This is a genomic window from Desulfotomaculum sp. OF05-3 (genome assembly GCF_003435535.1).
In the GTDB taxonomy this organism is placed as follows: Bacteria; Bacillota; Clostridia; order Lachnospirales; family Lachnospiraceae; genus Pilosibacter; species Pilosibacter fragilis.
In genome coordinates, this window is sequence record NZ_QWGO01000027.1 from 33,036 (window position 1) to 47,857 (window position 14,822).

The 14,822-nt window shown below is 44.7% G+C and carries 14 protein-coding genes and 1 riboswitch; of the genes, 1 reads left to right on the forward strand and 13 read right to left on the reverse strand.

Annotated elements, in window-relative coordinates; translation table 11 throughout:
- Nucleotides 1-82: 82 nt before the first annotated feature.
- The 12 genes from DXA87_RS13235 to DXA87_RS13290 form a co-directional block, all read right to left on the reverse strand.
- Nucleotides 83-922, reverse strand: coding sequence for an ABC transporter permease (locus tag DXA87_RS13235; protein ID WP_117504808.1), 840 nt, complete (start codon nucleotides 920-922; stop codon nucleotides 83-85).
- Complete coding sequence (locus DXA87_RS13240; RefSeq protein WP_117504810.1) at nucleotides 919-1,872, reverse strand: ABC transporter permease; 954 nt, start codon at nucleotides 1,870-1,872, stop codon at nucleotides 919-921. Before DXA87_RS13240 ends, DXA87_RS13235 begins: the two co-directional genes overlap by 4 nt.
- 110 nt (nucleotides 1,873-1,982) lie before the next feature.
- The gene (locus DXA87_RS13245) at nucleotides 1,983-3,626 is read right to left on the reverse strand and encodes an ABC transporter substrate-binding protein (RefSeq protein ID WP_117504812.1); all 1,644 of its coding nucleotides are present in this window, start codon (nucleotides 3,624-3,626) and stop codon (nucleotides 1,983-1,985) included.
- Between the two features lie 247 nt (nucleotides 3,627-3,873).
- Nucleotides 3,874-4,126, reverse strand: a riboswitch (cobalamin riboswitch).
- A 179-nt stretch (nucleotides 4,127-4,305) separates the two neighbouring features.
- On the reverse strand, nucleotides 4,306-5,508 hold the full coding sequence (locus tag DXA87_RS13250; RefSeq protein ID WP_117504814.1) for a M20 family metallopeptidase: 1,203 nt from the start codon (nucleotides 5,506-5,508) through the stop codon (nucleotides 4,306-4,308).
- A 13-nt stretch (nucleotides 5,509-5,521) separates the two neighbouring features.
- Nucleotides 5,522-6,913 carry a Na+/H+ antiporter NhaC family protein gene (locus tag DXA87_RS13255; protein WP_117504816.1) on the reverse strand — a complete coding sequence of 464 codons (1,392 nt, stop codon included), beginning with the start codon at nucleotides 6,911-6,913 and terminating at the stop codon, nucleotides 5,522-5,524.
- Between the two features lie 319 nt (nucleotides 6,914-7,232).
- Complete coding sequence (gene yfcE / locus DXA87_RS13260) at nucleotides 7,233-7,778, reverse strand: phosphodiesterase (RefSeq protein ID WP_117504831.1); 546 nt, start codon at nucleotides 7,776-7,778, stop codon at nucleotides 7,233-7,235.
- Between the two features lie 65 nt (nucleotides 7,779-7,843).
- Nucleotides 7,844-8,386: a GNAT family N-acetyltransferase gene (locus DXA87_RS13265; RefSeq protein WP_117504818.1), complete on the reverse strand. Its 543-nt coding sequence runs from the start codon at nucleotides 8,384-8,386 to the stop codon at nucleotides 7,844-7,846.
- Between the two features lie 2 nt (nucleotides 8,387-8,388).
- Complete coding sequence (locus DXA87_RS13270) at nucleotides 8,389-8,622, reverse strand: hypothetical protein (protein WP_117504819.1); 234 nt, start codon at nucleotides 8,620-8,622, stop codon at nucleotides 8,389-8,391.
- 1 nt (nucleotide 8,623) lies between these two features.
- Nucleotides 8,624-9,796 carry a Fic family protein gene (locus tag DXA87_RS13275; RefSeq protein WP_117504821.1) on the reverse strand — a complete coding sequence of 391 codons (1,173 nt, stop codon included), beginning with the start codon at nucleotides 9,794-9,796 and terminating at the stop codon, nucleotides 8,624-8,626.
- 110 nt (nucleotides 9,797-9,906) lie between these two features.
- The gene (locus DXA87_RS13280; protein ID WP_117504823.1) at nucleotides 9,907-10,842 is read right to left on the reverse strand and encodes an Abi family protein; all 936 of its coding nucleotides are present in this window, start codon (nucleotides 10,840-10,842) and stop codon (nucleotides 9,907-9,909) included.
- A 488-nt stretch (nucleotides 10,843-11,330) separates the two neighbouring features.
- On the reverse strand, nucleotides 11,331-11,699 hold the full coding sequence (locus tag DXA87_RS13285) for a type II toxin-antitoxin system PemK/MazF family toxin (RefSeq protein WP_117504825.1): 369 nt from the start codon (nucleotides 11,697-11,699) through the stop codon (nucleotides 11,331-11,333).
- Between the two features lie 71 nt (nucleotides 11,700-11,770).
- Complete coding sequence (locus tag DXA87_RS13290; protein WP_117504827.1) at nucleotides 11,771-12,103, reverse strand: hypothetical protein; 333 nt, start codon at nucleotides 12,101-12,103, stop codon at nucleotides 11,771-11,773.
- Between the two features lie 390 nt (nucleotides 12,104-12,493).
- Here DXA87_RS13290 and DXA87_RS13295 point away from each other — a divergent pair, with 390 nt between their 5' ends.
- Nucleotides 12,494-13,678, forward strand: coding sequence for a CGNR zinc finger domain-containing protein (locus DXA87_RS13295; RefSeq protein WP_117504829.1), 1,185 nt, complete (start codon nucleotides 12,494-12,496; stop codon nucleotides 13,676-13,678).
- Between the two features lie 49 nt (nucleotides 13,679-13,727).
- On the opposite strand, the gene DXA87_RS13300 is transcribed toward DXA87_RS13295, so the two are convergent.
- Nucleotides 13,728-14,822: LlaJI family restriction endonuclease (locus tag DXA87_RS13300; protein WP_117504833.1), on the reverse strand; the 1,095-nt coding region annotated here is incomplete at its 5' end.

The window sequence follows — 14,822 nt, forward strand, 5'->3', positions numbered from 1 at the left end:
AATTTTCGTGATCCGAGCTTCCTTCAACAACGTTAAGCGTTAAATTTCTCAGGCGGGCTTACAGCGGATCATTTCCCTGGCACTACATGTTCTTCATGACATCTTTCCTCACATCCAGCCGGTCACGCAGCTCATCCGCGAGAAGGTTGATGCTCAGGGAAAGCAGTAAAATACATAGCCCCGGCGCGACGACGAGCAGCGGTTCCTGGCGGAAATACTGCCTCGCGTCGTTGATCATAACGCCCCAGTCCGGTGTCGGCGGCTGGAGTCCCAGACCCAGATAGCTCATGGATGCCACGGAGATCACGTTTCCGGCAATTCTTGTGGCAAAGAGCACACATAAGGTTCCAAGGATATTGGGCGAAATGTGGAGAAACAGGATCCTGAGATCACTGGCTCCGATGGTCTTAAGTCCCTTGATAAAGCTCTCCTGCTTTAATTTCATGACCTCGCCACGGGCGATCCTGGAAAAACCTACCCAGGAGTTGATCACGATGGCGATCAGCATGCTCTTTACGCCCTGTCCCAGGAGACCTGCCACAGCGATCATAAGTGTCAGGCCCGGAAGTCCCTGGAAGATGCTGGAGATCGTCGTGATGACTCCGTCGATCCAGCCGCCGAAATATCCCGCGAAGAGTCCAAGAGCAAAGCCGAGCAGCATGGAGAGCACCGTCGCAGCCAGTGCGAGAAGAATGGACTGTCTTCCGCCGTAGAGAACACGGCTCAGGGTATCCCTGCCGATATTATCGGTGCCTAAAAGGTGCGCAGCCGACGGTTTCTGAAGCGCCTCTGACAGGTTCGATACCAACGGATCATAAGGCGCGAGAACCGGTGCCAGGACGCTGGTGAGAAGAATGATAAATAAGAGCACAAGACCGGTCTTCGCCTTCACGGTCAGACGGGGTTCTTTTAATTTTCTCATGATTCCACCGCCTCTCCCGCACGGATCTTTGGATCCAGCGCGATGTAGATCAGATCGATCAGGATATTTGTCAGCACATAGATGCATCCGGAGAACAGGACGTAGGCCTGCACCACATAGTAGTCTTTCGACTGCACGCCCGCGATAGCGTAGCTTCCGATTCCGGGGATCGCGAAGATCGTCTCCACGATGGACGCGCCGCCAATAATGCCCGCCATATGGTTTCCCAGGTAGGTGATGATCGGGATCAGGGCGTTTCCGAAGGCGTGGCGGATCACCGCGCGGCGGCGGCTCATGCCTTTCGCGTCAGCCACGGTCATATACTGGCGTCCGATCTCATCAAGGATCGCGCTCCGTGTCAGTCTCGCGCAGACTCCGATACTCGGGAGTGCCAGCGTGATTGCCGGGAGAATAAATCCGGAGCCGTCAGAGATTCCGCTGCTGGGCAGGATCTTCCACTGTTCGGCAAAGATAAAGATCAGGACAATGGCGATCCAGAAGCCGGGGACGGACAGGGCCACTGTGGAAAATGTCCCCAGAACATGGTCCAGCAGCCGATCTTTTTTCACCGCCATCAGGACACCAGATCCCACGCCGAAGACGATCGTTAAGATCATGCTGAAACCGGCCAGCTTTAACGAGATCGGGATCCGCTTCGCGAGCTGGTCCATGACACTTTTATTCGTGAAAAATGAGCGGCCCAGGTCGCCGTGCACCAGACCGTCGACCCAGTTGAAATACTGGACTACCGCCGGCTGGTCCAGGCCCATTTTTGCCGCCATGGCATCATACTCCGCCTGCGTGTAGGATTCATTTCCATTTGGATTCAGCACCTGGTCCACCGGATCCCCCGGCGACATGATCCCAAGCGCAAAGGCAATGATACTGATCCCGACGAGTACCGGCAAGAGCATCAGCATTTTTTTCAGAATGTACTTTAAAAGTGCCATATGTGTTCCTTTCAAAAACAGCAGAACTGCCTTTTTCAGACAGTCCTGCCAAATTCATGTCTTATCTGCCTGACCGGCGGATATCTGACCCGCCGGATCGCTCTCAGATATTATTTTACCCAGGAAATTGTCGGAAGGCCGACACCGAAGGTCTTTCCTGCGTAGTGTGTGATCGCTTTGTTATGGATGTTAACGTTGATCTGGTAGCAGATCGGAACGCATGCGCTGTCATCGAAGAGTTCCTGCTGGATCTCATCATAGATCTTGCTGCGCTCTTCTACGTCAGCGATCGTCGGAGCTTTTGCAACGAGCTCATCGATCTTCTCGTTATAATAGTTGTAATTTAATGTCTTGTTGCTGTTTCCTTCGCTTGCGAAGTACTGCTTAAATGTGGAAGTCGGATCTGCGTTGTTGATTCCGAATACGGTGAGTGTCATGTCGTAGGTGCCTTCCTGCTGTCTCTCTTTATAGAGGGAGGAATCTACGATCTCGATGTTGATGTTGACGCCGAGTTCAGCGTAAACCTGCTTTAAATACTCTGCAACCGCCTTGCAGTTGTAGTCAGATGCAGTGCTGGAACGGATGATCATGGTCATGTCCACAGTTTTGTCGCCGAGAACCTCTTTTGCGAGGGCTTTTGCCTGCTCCATGTCATAAGTTCCCTGAATATCCAGATGGAATGTAGACTGGGTGCTCAAGAAGGAGTATGCCGGCTGTAAAAGTCCGCCATAGATCACGCTGCAGATGCTGTCGCGGTCTGTTGCGAGGTTGAATGCCTCTCTCATCCGCTTGTCCGCAAGGTACTCATTTTTATCGTTGAACATGATATACTCGGTCATATGGCTCGGAGTGCTGTCCATCTCGAAGCTGGAGTCTGTGTCGCAGAGGTTCTTTGCAGCGTCCATGGTGATCGCGCCGTTGTCCGCAAGTCCCATAACTTCACCGGATTTTAATGCGGATACACGTGTCTCTGCATCCGGGATGCAGCGGATCTTGAAGGTCTTTACCTTGCCGTTTTCACCGTAGTAATTGTCGTTTCTTTCAAGTGTCACATACTCGGACTCTACATGGTCAACGATCTTGTACGGGCCTGTACCGATCGCGTAGTCGGAGATCACGCCTGTCTCCTCGTCGAAGCAGTTCGGGCTGTACATCGGGCTGCCATAGTCGGAAAGGACATACTCAAGCGTTGTGATCGGCTGTGTGAAGGTGAATTTTACGGTGAAATCATCGACTTTTTCCATCTTATCGAGGTTCGGGAGAGATTTCTCGATACTGAGTGTCGTATATGTGGAGGTAATTCCATGACCCCAACGCTCGATATTCTTTAAGCATACATCAGCATCAAACTGGACACCGTCTGTAAAATACGCGTCATCCCGCAGGTTGAATGTCCACTCAGTACAGTCATCGTTGTGCTCCCAGGATTTTGCGAGCCACGGATCGATCACGCCGCCGTTGTTTGCCGTGAGCGCTTCCCATACATAAGCGCCTTCCCAACAGTAGTAAGCGTCTCCGCTTCCCTGTACAGCGTCACGCGGAGTCGCAATAACGACCTCATCTGTCTCGTTTTTCTCTGTGTCTTCCGCTGCCTCGGCTGCTGTTGTTTCCTCCGCTGCACTTGTCGCTGCCGCTGCAATTGTCTCTGTCTTTTCTGTCTCTGCCGCACTGTTGTTCGCGCTGTTTCCGCATCCTGAGATTACGGATGCCGCCATTGCTGCCGCTAAGAGCAGACTTGCATGTTTCTTCTTCATGTTCTCCTCCAGGTTGTGTAAATATTGAATTGTTTTGCCTCCCGGCCTATCCTTATCTGTAACGGACCCGGTAACTGTACAGGGCTGATGGATAGCTGTATTTTATTTATAACTTCGGAGTTGGTATGGAGATGTTCCATCTGAGAATTTTCAAATACCGAAATGCATATGCATCAGAAAAAGATGTCCGTTGGAATCAGCCGACATATAAACGGTACGATCAATGCCTCGTGACCTGGAAATTTTCTTCCTGTACCAGCAGTCCGGCAGGTTTCCTGACTTACAGATCATCACACAAAACCGCCTTCCCAAAGCTTTCACGACAGTTTATCCAACTGTCCTTCTTCCTCAGTGACCGCGCTTTCGCGCATGGTCTTGTATTCCCTGCTCACAGTGACGAGATCGTACAGGTCTTCCACCTGTTTCCCTTTTACCTGCTGTCCGCCTGTTCTCATGAACTTTTTCACAGCGGCAGCAGCACCGGATGCCTCTTCGATTGTTATGGGAGATATTTTAACATCCTGGTAATTATAATGCAAGGGAGCAATTTAAAATAAAGAATGACGCTGGCCGCTTTCGGTTACTGTTTGCGTAAAGCATGAACAGTAACCGCTTTCGGAAAAATATAAGAAAAACAGGAGTAGAATCCTCATAATCCTACTCCTGCCTCATATATCGCCTATTCTTTTGTCAGATACTCCAACGCTGTCATCGCCATTGCTCTTGTACAGAGCTTGATATAGCGCTCGTCGATACAGAATCCCGGACTGTGTTTTGGAGAATTTCCACCGACACCGACCCATATCATGCAGGACGGAGCTTTCTGGGAATAGAATCCAAAATCCTCAGCACCTAAAAGCGGATGTTCTCCGGTAATCAGCCAATCTTCCGGTTTTCCGTCCCCGAGATCCACATGGATAATGTCCTCATATTTGCGGAAGGTGGCCGCTACAAAATCAGAGAACTTCTCATCGTTGTAGACTGCCGCGTAACCGGCACGGAATGCCAGATCACAGCTTCCCCCCATAGACTCGGCGATTCCATTGGAGATCGTCTCAATTTTTTTCATCATCGCTTCTCTGGACTCCTTTGAGAGATTTCTCAGCATGACGCCCAGCGTCACTTCATCCGCAATGATGTTCGGCGCTGTTCCACCGTGGATCATTCCCACATTTAAGGTCGCCCGATCCATCGGAGAAAGATTTCTGGAAATGATTCCATGGAGCGCTGTGACAATGGACGCGGCAATGTATACAGCATCCACACCCTCTTCCGGGGTGGAGGAATGAGCGGCTTTTCCATGGACTGTGATCTTATAGCTGTCGGAATATGCAGTCAGATAACGGCTTCCAACGACTATCTTTCCCGGGACCCCATTTTCCACATGAAGCGCAAAGCACGCATCCGGAATCTCATCCATGAGTCCGGCTTTGATCATCTCTCTTCCGCCGCCGCCATTTTCTTCCGCCGGCTGGAATACCAGCTTCACCTTTCCTTTCCACTGATCCTTTGTCCGGTTTAAGATCTCTGCTACTGTCAGAAGATTGGAGGTGTGGATATCATGGCCGCAGGCATGCATCACTCCCGGTACCTTTGATTCGAAGGGAAGTCCAGTCTTTTCCTGAATTGGCAGTGCATCCATATCGGCCCGCAGCATCAGGAATTTACCCGGCTTTCCACTGTCGATGGTTGCGATAATGCCCGGTTTACATGGACTTTCCTCATAAGGAACGCCAATACGGTCCAGTTCCCGGCATACGATCCTGCTTGTCGCAAATTCGTGAAACGAGAGTTCCGGATTTGCATGGATCTCATGCCTGATCTCAATCGTATGCTGTTCCAGTTCATCTGTTAAGCTTCTGATAAGTTCCCCTGTGTCCATCTGATTTCCTCCTTTAGAAGCCGATCGCTGTACCTACAAAGATCGATGCGATCATGATCACAAACAGCATACCGTAACACGGTATCAGGAATTTATACCACTGTTTTAAATCTACCTTTGCCATCGCAAGGCATGCCATTAAGTTTACGCTGGTCGGAGCGAAGAGGTTTGTGAAGCCATCACCGTACTGTAAAGTTAAAACTGCCATCTGACGGGTAACACCTACAACGTCGGAAAGCGGGGCCATGATCGGCATCATAACAGCTGTCTGTCCGGAACCGGAGTTGATCACAAAGTTGATCAGACCATTCGCAATGAACATTCCGATCGCTGCGAAAGCACTGCTCATATGGTTTAACGGAACTGAAATATAATAGACGATCGTGTCAAGGATACCGGAATTATTGAGAATAACGCTCATAACGCTGGCAAGGACCATAAATACCATAACGCCGCACATATCCTGTGTTCCTTTTACGAAGCGTCTCATGGTCTCATCAATATCGTAATGCGCAAGGAAACCTTCGATGAAGGCAACCGGCAGCATGATGGAGCCTAACTGTGTCATGCCAAGTCCGAGAGTCGGTCCGCCTGCCGCGAAGAAAATGAATGCTCCGAAAAAGATCACGAGGATCGCGATCTCACGGACAGTCATGGGACGGTACTCACCTGCGCCCGGAACATCTCCCTCTTCTACCGTGTTTTCTCCGCCAAAGTTTTTCGCATAGATTTCCGGATTCTTCTGGCATCGTTTTACCCAGAAGATCAGATATGCAGAAACCACCGTCAGATTCAAGATCGTAACAATTGTTCGGAGACCGGAACCGGAGTACGGAGCCAGACCCGCAATCTCCTGTCCGAGAAGGCCTGTTAACGGGTTGATCGGAGATGTCATAAATCCGGTAAAGGATCCAAGAATCACAAGACCGACTGCAAAAATACGGTCTGCTTTTAACTGCTTTGCGATCGTGATTCCAAGCGGAATAAAGAGCACAACTGTGGAAATCATGGATCCAACACAGCCTAAAAGCGCCGTTGCAAAAATATAGATCGGAATGATGATCAGGGCTTTATCTTTTAAGCGATGGATCAGGTTACTGAGCGCCCGGTCCAGAACACCTGTGGAATTTACGATTCCCATCATACCACCCATGATGATCAACGTTACAAATAATTTGCCGAACGTACTGTAAACAAGATCGCCGACTGCCAGAATTACCTGTGCCGGATTCAGATAGATCTTATCGATAATCTGGTATGTACCCGGAATTGCCATCTTTCCATCGCGTTCATAGGCGCCGGAAGGAATGATGAAGGACATCACGTAGACTACCGCGATAACAATGAGGATAACTTTCCACATGCTCAACGGTGCTTTTTTCTTCTTTGCTTGTGTTTCACCCATAGTGTCTCTCCTTTTTTGTCTACAAATGTTTTTTGTTTGAATTTTTTTACAAATCCCCACAATGAATACTATACTCTGACTTTATCGGACACGCAAGCAATATTTTATTTGCCACGAATATTCCTTGTTATTTATGTTTTCAGGGTGTGTTTGCTATACATTTTTATGACATGTATAGTGACGGAGTTAACTTCCGGAACATGAAGTATCTATCATTTACCTGCCCGCATTCGCTGTTGTTTTGCAAATATGTTTACATAATTCGCTCACATTTTTTAGTACCTCACCGTTATGATCCATTTTTAATTGCCATTAAATTTTACAGCTTAATACTGTGGAATATCTCTCCCTCCAGAGTTTTCCAGACAGCTTCTCCGGCCTTCAGGATCATATAACTATGCTCACTTCCCTCCTTCGGAATCGACACAGAACCCGGATTCAGGTACAGATTTCCATCGCCGAATGGTTCCCACGCCGGGATATGGGTGTGGCCATGAAGAAGAATGTCCCCTGGCTGCATCGGCGGAAGTGCGTTTAAGTTAAAATGATGACCGTGAGTGGCGTAGATCAGGCGGTCCGCCGTTGGGATCACTGCGTAATCCGCGAGGATCGGAAATTCCAGAACCATCTGGTCTACCTCTGTATCACAGTTTCCGCGAACGCAGAAAATCCTGTTTTTCCGCTCATTTAACATTTTGATGACTTCCTTTGGGTCGTACTCTTTCGGGAGGTCGTTTCTCGGTCCGTGGTATAAAATATCGCCCAGAAGCAGGAGACGTTCCGCCTGCTCCCGGTCGAATGCCTCCAGCATCTTTTTGCAGTAGTACGCGGAGCCGTGGATGTCGGACGCGACCATAAGTTTTATCATTTCAGCAAATTCCTTTCCTTTTACAGATCAGCACATCTATCTCCATGCTGCTCTTGCCTTCTTTAGATTTCATCGTTCCTGCGGTTTTTTTCAAGCACATAGACATGTTCTGTCACAGTTTTATTTAACAATTTCCACTCCAGATCCCTGTTCGTATGATGATACCGGAAGCCGCATTTTTCTGCCACGCGCTTCGATTTTTCATTCCCGTCAAAATATGCGTACCAGATTCGTTTCAGCCCCAGTTCTTCAAATCCGTACCGAATCAGCTCCTTTACCGCCTCCGGGATGATTCCCTGCCCCCAGTACGGAGTTCCCAGCCAGCAGCCGATCTCTCCTTCATCTTCTGGTACTGGCATATTGCATGCCTCGCCCACTGTAAGGCCTGCACAGCCCACCGGCTTTCCGGTACTCTTTAAAACCACCGCATACGTTCCATCCGCCGATAAAACTTCCCGGATGATCTCTCTGCTGTTCTCCACACTCATATGCATCGGCCATCCTGCTTCCGGACCGACCTGCGGGTCTTTTGCATATTCGTAGCAGCTCTCCGCATCGCTCTCCTTCCATGGTCTTAAAATCAGGCGTTCTGTCTGTAATTCCATCTTTATTTACCTCTCTTCCATTTTTTATACAGGTGATTCTCCGTTAATACTACCAGATCACCTTCATCAATTCCCTGCTCATAAAGCCAGTCATCTTCCTGACGGATCATCCTCTCGTTTTCCTTAGCATCTTTCAGCCGGACGAAAACTGTTCTCTTTGCCCCTACAGGGCGTTCCTCACAGCCATAGTCATCCTCCTGAATCTGGAGAATGATGTATTCCTGTTCGTTTTTCATTTTACACACTTCCCTCATAATCTGGCTTTTCACTTAACTTTTTTATAAAACAATATTTTCCTTTTCCATGCCCTTTGACCGTTTCAATGATCTCTGCGCTTATCAATAACTTTATTACTTCTGATGCTCTGGTTGCTTTTAATCCTGTCAACAGCATTATATCTTTTCTTCCAAACGCTTCTGCTGTTCCGTATGCTTCATATATACGCAGAATATGGTCCACTGTTTTATCTGATAATCCAGGAATTATTTTTCCAATCTGTTTACGAATGTTCGCTTTTATACTCTTATCGTTCACTTTTTGCATTTCAATGTCCGCTTTTATACTCTCATCGTTCGCTTTTGGAGGAAACACAAACTTTCCGCTGATATGCATGACCCGATTATGCAGTTCATTTTCTTCATTCAATAACAGATTTCGCAGAAATAGCTCTAAATACTCTGTTGTTTCATGAATCCCAATTTTAAAATTATTATAATTTGCCCGCACCAATGCATTTCTAAAATACCATGCATTCTCGGCAAATATATCATTGGTGGCATCAAATCCCAGCGTTCTTAAATACTTGATAAAAAATACTGCCGTCGTTCTGGTATTTCCTTCCTCAAAAATATGGATTTGCCATAACCTTGAGACAAACACTGCCAGATGATGAATTATTTCATTGATCGACAGACCTTTATAGCTGAATGTTCTTTCTTCGGAGAAGTCATATTCCAACGTATCACGGAGTTCAGATGCATTTCCATAAAGAACTGTTTCTCCGTCTAATACCCACTCTTTTTTTGTGATGTTATAATCCCTGATCTTTCCGGCGTGTCTGTAGATTCCAGTAAATAGTTTTTTATGAATCGAGATATATTCATTTGGAGTAAAACTAAAACCCGTTTCTGACAAGACCTTTACGATCCGGACAGAAACCTTATCCGCTTCCTCCGTTCTGTCTCCAGGATCCTGTTTTGGGTTTTCTTCATAGTAGCTATTTAAAAGCGAATTTGCCTCATCAATTGAAATATCACCTTCGATATTCCGAATCGCAGTATCGATCAGATATTTTGACGTTTTCAGCCCATCTACTGCCTGCAGCCCAATTGCTGTCTGCCATGCATAGCCTTTTTCACGTTTATTCGGCTCTGATTCTCTTATATATTCTTTGAAAGGATCCTGATTCATTTACATCTCCTAAATATCATATGAGGACTCTATAGAAATTAATAGGCCGTGACCGACTACTGCCAAACAAGAGTTTGATATTTTTACAGCACAAGCTATGTTCTAATAATTCATAAAAAATATCGTGTGACTGATGTCCAATTTAAAGGAAATCCCATTATTGTAAGCAACTCCTTTTCAGCTAGTTGACTACTTTGTCTATGATATGTATGTAACACCTTAATCAGCGAACTCTTAAAATCAAGAAAGCTCTCTTTTGGTAATAAATAACGAAAAGCAATAACCACACCAAACAAATCTCTTTTTCCATAAACATACTGAATTCCTTTTTTCGGAATACCAAGTTTGTCATGAAGTTTGGTGTCCGGAAAATCTATTTGTGTTCGGAAAGAGTATAAGCGTTCATTGTGAGCACATACATTTCTAAACAGAGTAAGTATTTTTAAATATTGTTCCAATGTTTTTTCTTTTACATGCGGAAAATTTTTGCTAATGCTGCTCTGTATTTGAGATGGAAGCAATGTATACAGTTTTGAAATTTGTCCGTAAGTAAGTGTATTTATCAGCACCCATAACGGAACATTGTGATACACCTTACGTTGGTGAACCACATATGTATGATCCTGATTCTTATTTGCCTGATAATCAAGAAGATTTATAAGGCGATTGATATCATTCATTTTTTTCAGGCTGGGATTATAATTATGAGGATCAAGATACTCCGATTGTTGTTCACCATGAACTGAACAGAAATGATAAGATATCAGTTGACGCATTCGACATTCAATTTCACATAGATATTTAAATATAAGTTCGCGTAGAGATAAATCAAAATGATACAAAGCTAAAATATCATTGAAAGACGCACCATTCTGATAAATGCGTGTCATCGGATCAATAAACGGAGTTTTGTATCCTCCAATCAGTGAAAAATATCCAATATTTTTAAGAACTTCTTTCGCCGACTCTGAATCATTTATTATAAGCTTCTTTTCATTGATAAGCTTTTCTATCTGCTCATCATATGTAAGAAATGGCTTTGCCAACTGATCCGCCTCCTTTCTGTACAAAAAAAGGAGGGCCCTCAGGTCCTCCCCCGGTCCCAGTCCTCGCGAGTATCTGGAACCTGATCACTGCCTACACTCTACCACAAAATATGCCAAAAAACAAGTAGAAATCGAAGGATTTCAACTTGCTATGCATGAATAATAGAATAGGCACAAGTATATTCTATGCATAGTATATTGCAAGTATACTTTCCAATACTTCATTTGCCAAATTTTATATGGTCACTCAGGATATTTATGGCATGGTCTTGCTCTGCTGACTGCGTTTTGTCTTCAGCTTATAACCTTCAAAAGATACCTGAGGTACCGTTTCTTGCCTGTACCCATTTCCATACGCAGCGCCACACCGTTGCTTCTAAAATCGAGTGAGAAGAACCCAAACCTCATACAAACAAAATCAAAGGCCTGCTGCTGATGCTGGTACGACTTGACCATGATCGGTATCGGAAGCAATTTATTAGGAATTATCAGTTCACCCCCAATCCAAGTGATACACGCACAGCTACATCGACCCTTGCCATGTCTTCTAATCGAAGTTTTTCCACTACAGATAAAATGTCTCTCTTATCAATCGTTGCCATCTGCTCTGTCTTCACAACAGAAACTCGAAGATTGTCATAGTTTTGAAGAACAACATGTGTCTTCATGTCTAATCGTTTCACTTTTGATGTGAGAAAAGCAACGATGACTGTCGGACTGTATTTGTTTCCTATATCGTTCTGAATCACAACTGCCGGATGTATCCCATTAACAACATGACCGCTCGCATTTTCATTACGGACATAAACAACCGTTCCTCTGGTCAGTTCTAACGTTCCATCTTTTAACTCAACCATTTACTCGTTCCTCCCGTACCTCATGAATTTCAATGTTTCTTACACTTGTGCCAAGTATTAACACCAGAACCTCACAAAAATCGCTGAAAAACCGTTTTAAAAGACTCTGTAACAGGCAAAACCTTTTCGTCCATCGGTGCATCTTCCGGGGACAGGACAATAAACGGGGCGGATTTGGTATCCTCCATTTCATCCCATGGATTTTCCACTTTCTCACCGCTTTTTTCAGAACATTCAAAGCGGAAAAGTCCGTCGGAGAAGACCTTATCAGCATGGCGCTTATACTCTTCTTGCACCACATCCTCTGTATAGTCGATGTTGTCGAGAAGAATCCGAATCTCATAGTCAATCGTTCCAGTCGTACCGGCATCTTTTTGGAATGCATCTCCGAGGATGATATTCACCTGTGTCTCTTTCTTTAAATCCTCATCCCAGCGGTAGTATGCGTACCCGCTGTTAGTGAGGTAATTCTTGCGATCCGCGCGATAGGTGCTTCGGATTTTTTACAATTTTCTTTGTGACAAATTTCTTATGCATCTCGCCACCCTAATGCGCATCTCAGGCTTTGAGATATTTGAGTTTTAACTCACGAATATTTTATGTCCGTAGAATAAATAATTGAAGATATCAAGTTTTAACATAACTTTTAATATAAGATAATGGTAAATATGTTGATATTTAAGTGTATTTTATGTAAAATAGATATGATATATATGATTTACTATTATGCTTTGAAGATAAAAAATCAAGCCATGCTATTTCTCATGACTTTTGCTGGCAGAAAGGAGCCATGAATGCCCCAAATTATAGAGAATTTTTTTGAAAATATCTTATTTAGATATGAAAGTTGTTCCTGTGACTGTGTGGAAGATATCGAACATATCACTCCTGGCAAAGAACCAGTGCACAGCTATAAACTGCAAGCGCTCCCAAATGAAAAGAAGCTATTTGGATATGCCGCAAAGAAAGGCTTGGTTCGTATTGCCATCAACGGTACAATTGAAGATGCCAATGTTCTCGGAACACTGATTGCTTTGCCAAATAAGCCACAGTGGGAACTCACCAATTTCCTGAAAAACAATGGCTTTCTGTTTCCGGTGAACACAGAAACCTATGAAGCATTTGATGAAACATCCTTATATGGTATCATTGATCGTCTCAGAATGACTGTTGAACTGATGACTGCCGCCAATGAGGTAAGAAAAGATTACCAGAAAATATTGAAGTTAACTCTTTCACTACTGTTTGCACCGGACGTGACATTAAAAACCGATTCTATGTCAAAGAAATACCATAGCTGCCACCATTCCTACATTGATCTCCTTAAGAATCCTCCTGTACAGCTGTCACAGGAACACCGCGAACAGGAATTCAACGGAAATATCTTTACTGTTATAGATTCTATCCATAGTAACTCACAGTTGATTGTGTCGGAATACAACGATATCATCGGTGGATACTCTTCTGTTCCCGGTTTCGATGATCACATTTTTAAGAATATCACCCTAATGTATATGAACGGGAATGATAGCGGAACAAACCGCCTGATTACCGAATTTCTGTTTCATTACTTCCATGATGTAGGAATGCTTAATTTCAGCAATGACTTTTCATATTATGCAGAACCCAATATGGCAAACTTCACGCCCGAAATGAAAGATGCCCTGATTAAAATTGCCAAGTTCATTATTGGAGAGGAAATTAATGCCAATCTGGACGGTATCCATCCTGTATATGATTCAAAAACAATGACTCCATCATGGAAAGTGGATTCTTTACTATGTGCCGCATATTTTTCCATTTTCTATCTCAAGCCTGACCTTGAACTATACCGTCCTTGTGATAATCCGCGATGCGGTAGATACTTCCTTGTAAAAACCACTTCCACAAGGAACCGATTCTGTAGCCAAGAATGCTGTAACCGAGTGACACAGGACAGATACCGCAAACGAAAAAGAGAAAAAGAAGAAAACAAATAAAAAGACCACTGACTATAATGCAAAAGTGCATCATAGTCAATGATCTTTCTTATTCATTTTCTGTCCCGTAAGGAATAGATGTTTCGGCAACCCTGGATAATTTCGGCTCTGGTCGTGTATAGGTAACAGGCTCCGGCAGATACGTAGCAGGTTCTTCACCCGTTGTGGTTATTGCAACTCGTTCTAGTACTGTCTCGATACACTTAGCAAGCGCGACTTTTTCTTTGATTGGTTTACCGGAATAATGATACATCAAATACCTCGTATCCATTACAACGCCTTGAATGCGTTCGTAGTACTTCCGATTATATCGCCAATCACCGATTGCTTCACCAATGTTTCCAACGAAGGACGTCAGTTTGAACGGATTATCAGCCATGTTATACGGCATAATAAAAGCATTGAACAAGGAACCTGTATCCACGCCTTTGTATTTCTCAAGGTACTCGCCATATGTAATCTGCTTGTTAATGGACGAGCCATTCGGCAAGTGATCTGGTATTCCTGTTCTGCCATACTTATAGCACTTGGCATCCAAAATGTAGTATTTACCGTTGTAAATCATAATTGTATCCGGCATAAGTGGATGCTTTTCTTTGTACTTGCCGTAGTCAAGCAACCATCTGGATCTTGGGAAGTGTTTCTCCTTGTCCCACTCACCGAATGCACGATCAATCAGTTTTTCCCATACATGATCGAAATCGTCCGTACCAAAGTAAAATTGCTTATCGGATGTCTTTTCATCTATGTACTCAAGCATATCCTTCATGCCTTGGAACAACGACTTTTTCTTATCATCGTTGGTCGCATATAATTTGGCCCGGACAATTGCAATCGAGGTTTTAACATCCGGATGGGGACCTGGGTCTTCTGGCATATACGGAACATATAACCAGCCTAAACGCTTAAATGCTTCATATACGCAGAAACGATTGATCTGTGTGATTAGCTTTGTGTCGTTCGGAGTCGATGATCTCACTTCAAACTGGGTAAAAATAAAAGAACTGATACCATTCTTATTCTGAACAAGCGGCATCTGTTTTCTTGCAGTTCTTGCCCAATCCTGCTTACCTGTAGGAGCAGTCTTATAGGTCTGCTCTGTTTCCACATTGAATATTACGGGTACTTTTACACCACTTGTCCG

What these genes read in the sequence shown, in the direction of transcription:
- DXA87_RS13285 (WP_117504825.1), bottom strand. Translation starts at nt 11,699, where the DNA reads ATGGTTGAGTTAAAAGATGGAACGTTAGAACTGACCAGAGGAACGGTT.
- DXA87_RS13255 (WP_117504816.1), bottom strand. Translation starts at nt 6,913, where the DNA reads ATGGGTGAAACACAAGCAAAGAAGAAAAAAGCACCGTTGAGCATGTGG.
- DXA87_RS13250 (WP_117504814.1), bottom strand. Translation starts at nt 5,508, where the DNA reads ATGGACACAGGGGAACTTATCAGAAGCTTAACAGATGAACTGGAACAG.
- DXA87_RS13235 (WP_117504808.1), bottom strand. Translation starts at nt 922, where the DNA reads ATGAGAAAATTAAAAGAACCCCGTCTGACCGTGAAGGCGAAGACCGGT.
- DXA87_RS13295 (WP_117504829.1), top strand. Translation starts at nt 12,494, where the DNA reads ATGCCCCAAATTATAGAGAATTTTTTTGAAAATATCTTATTTAGATAT.
- DXA87_RS13275 (WP_117504821.1), bottom strand. Translation starts at nt 9,796, where the DNA reads ATGAATCAGGATCCTTTCAAAGAATATATAAGAGAATCAGAGCCGAAT.
- DXA87_RS13245 (WP_117504812.1), bottom strand. Translation starts at nt 3,626, where the DNA reads ATGAAGAAGAAACATGCAAGTCTGCTCTTAGCGGCAGCAATGGCGGCA.
- DXA87_RS13240 (WP_117504810.1), bottom strand. Translation starts at nt 1,872, where the DNA reads ATGGCACTTTTAAAGTACATTCTGAAAAAAATGCTGATGCTCTTGCCG.
- DXA87_RS13270 (WP_117504819.1), bottom strand. Translation starts at nt 8,622, where the DNA reads ATGAAAAACGAACAGGAATACATCATTCTCCAGATTCAGGAGGATGAC.
- DXA87_RS13265 (WP_117504818.1), bottom strand. Translation starts at nt 8,386, where the DNA reads ATGGAATTACAGACAGAACGCCTGATTTTAAGACCATGGAAGGAGAGC.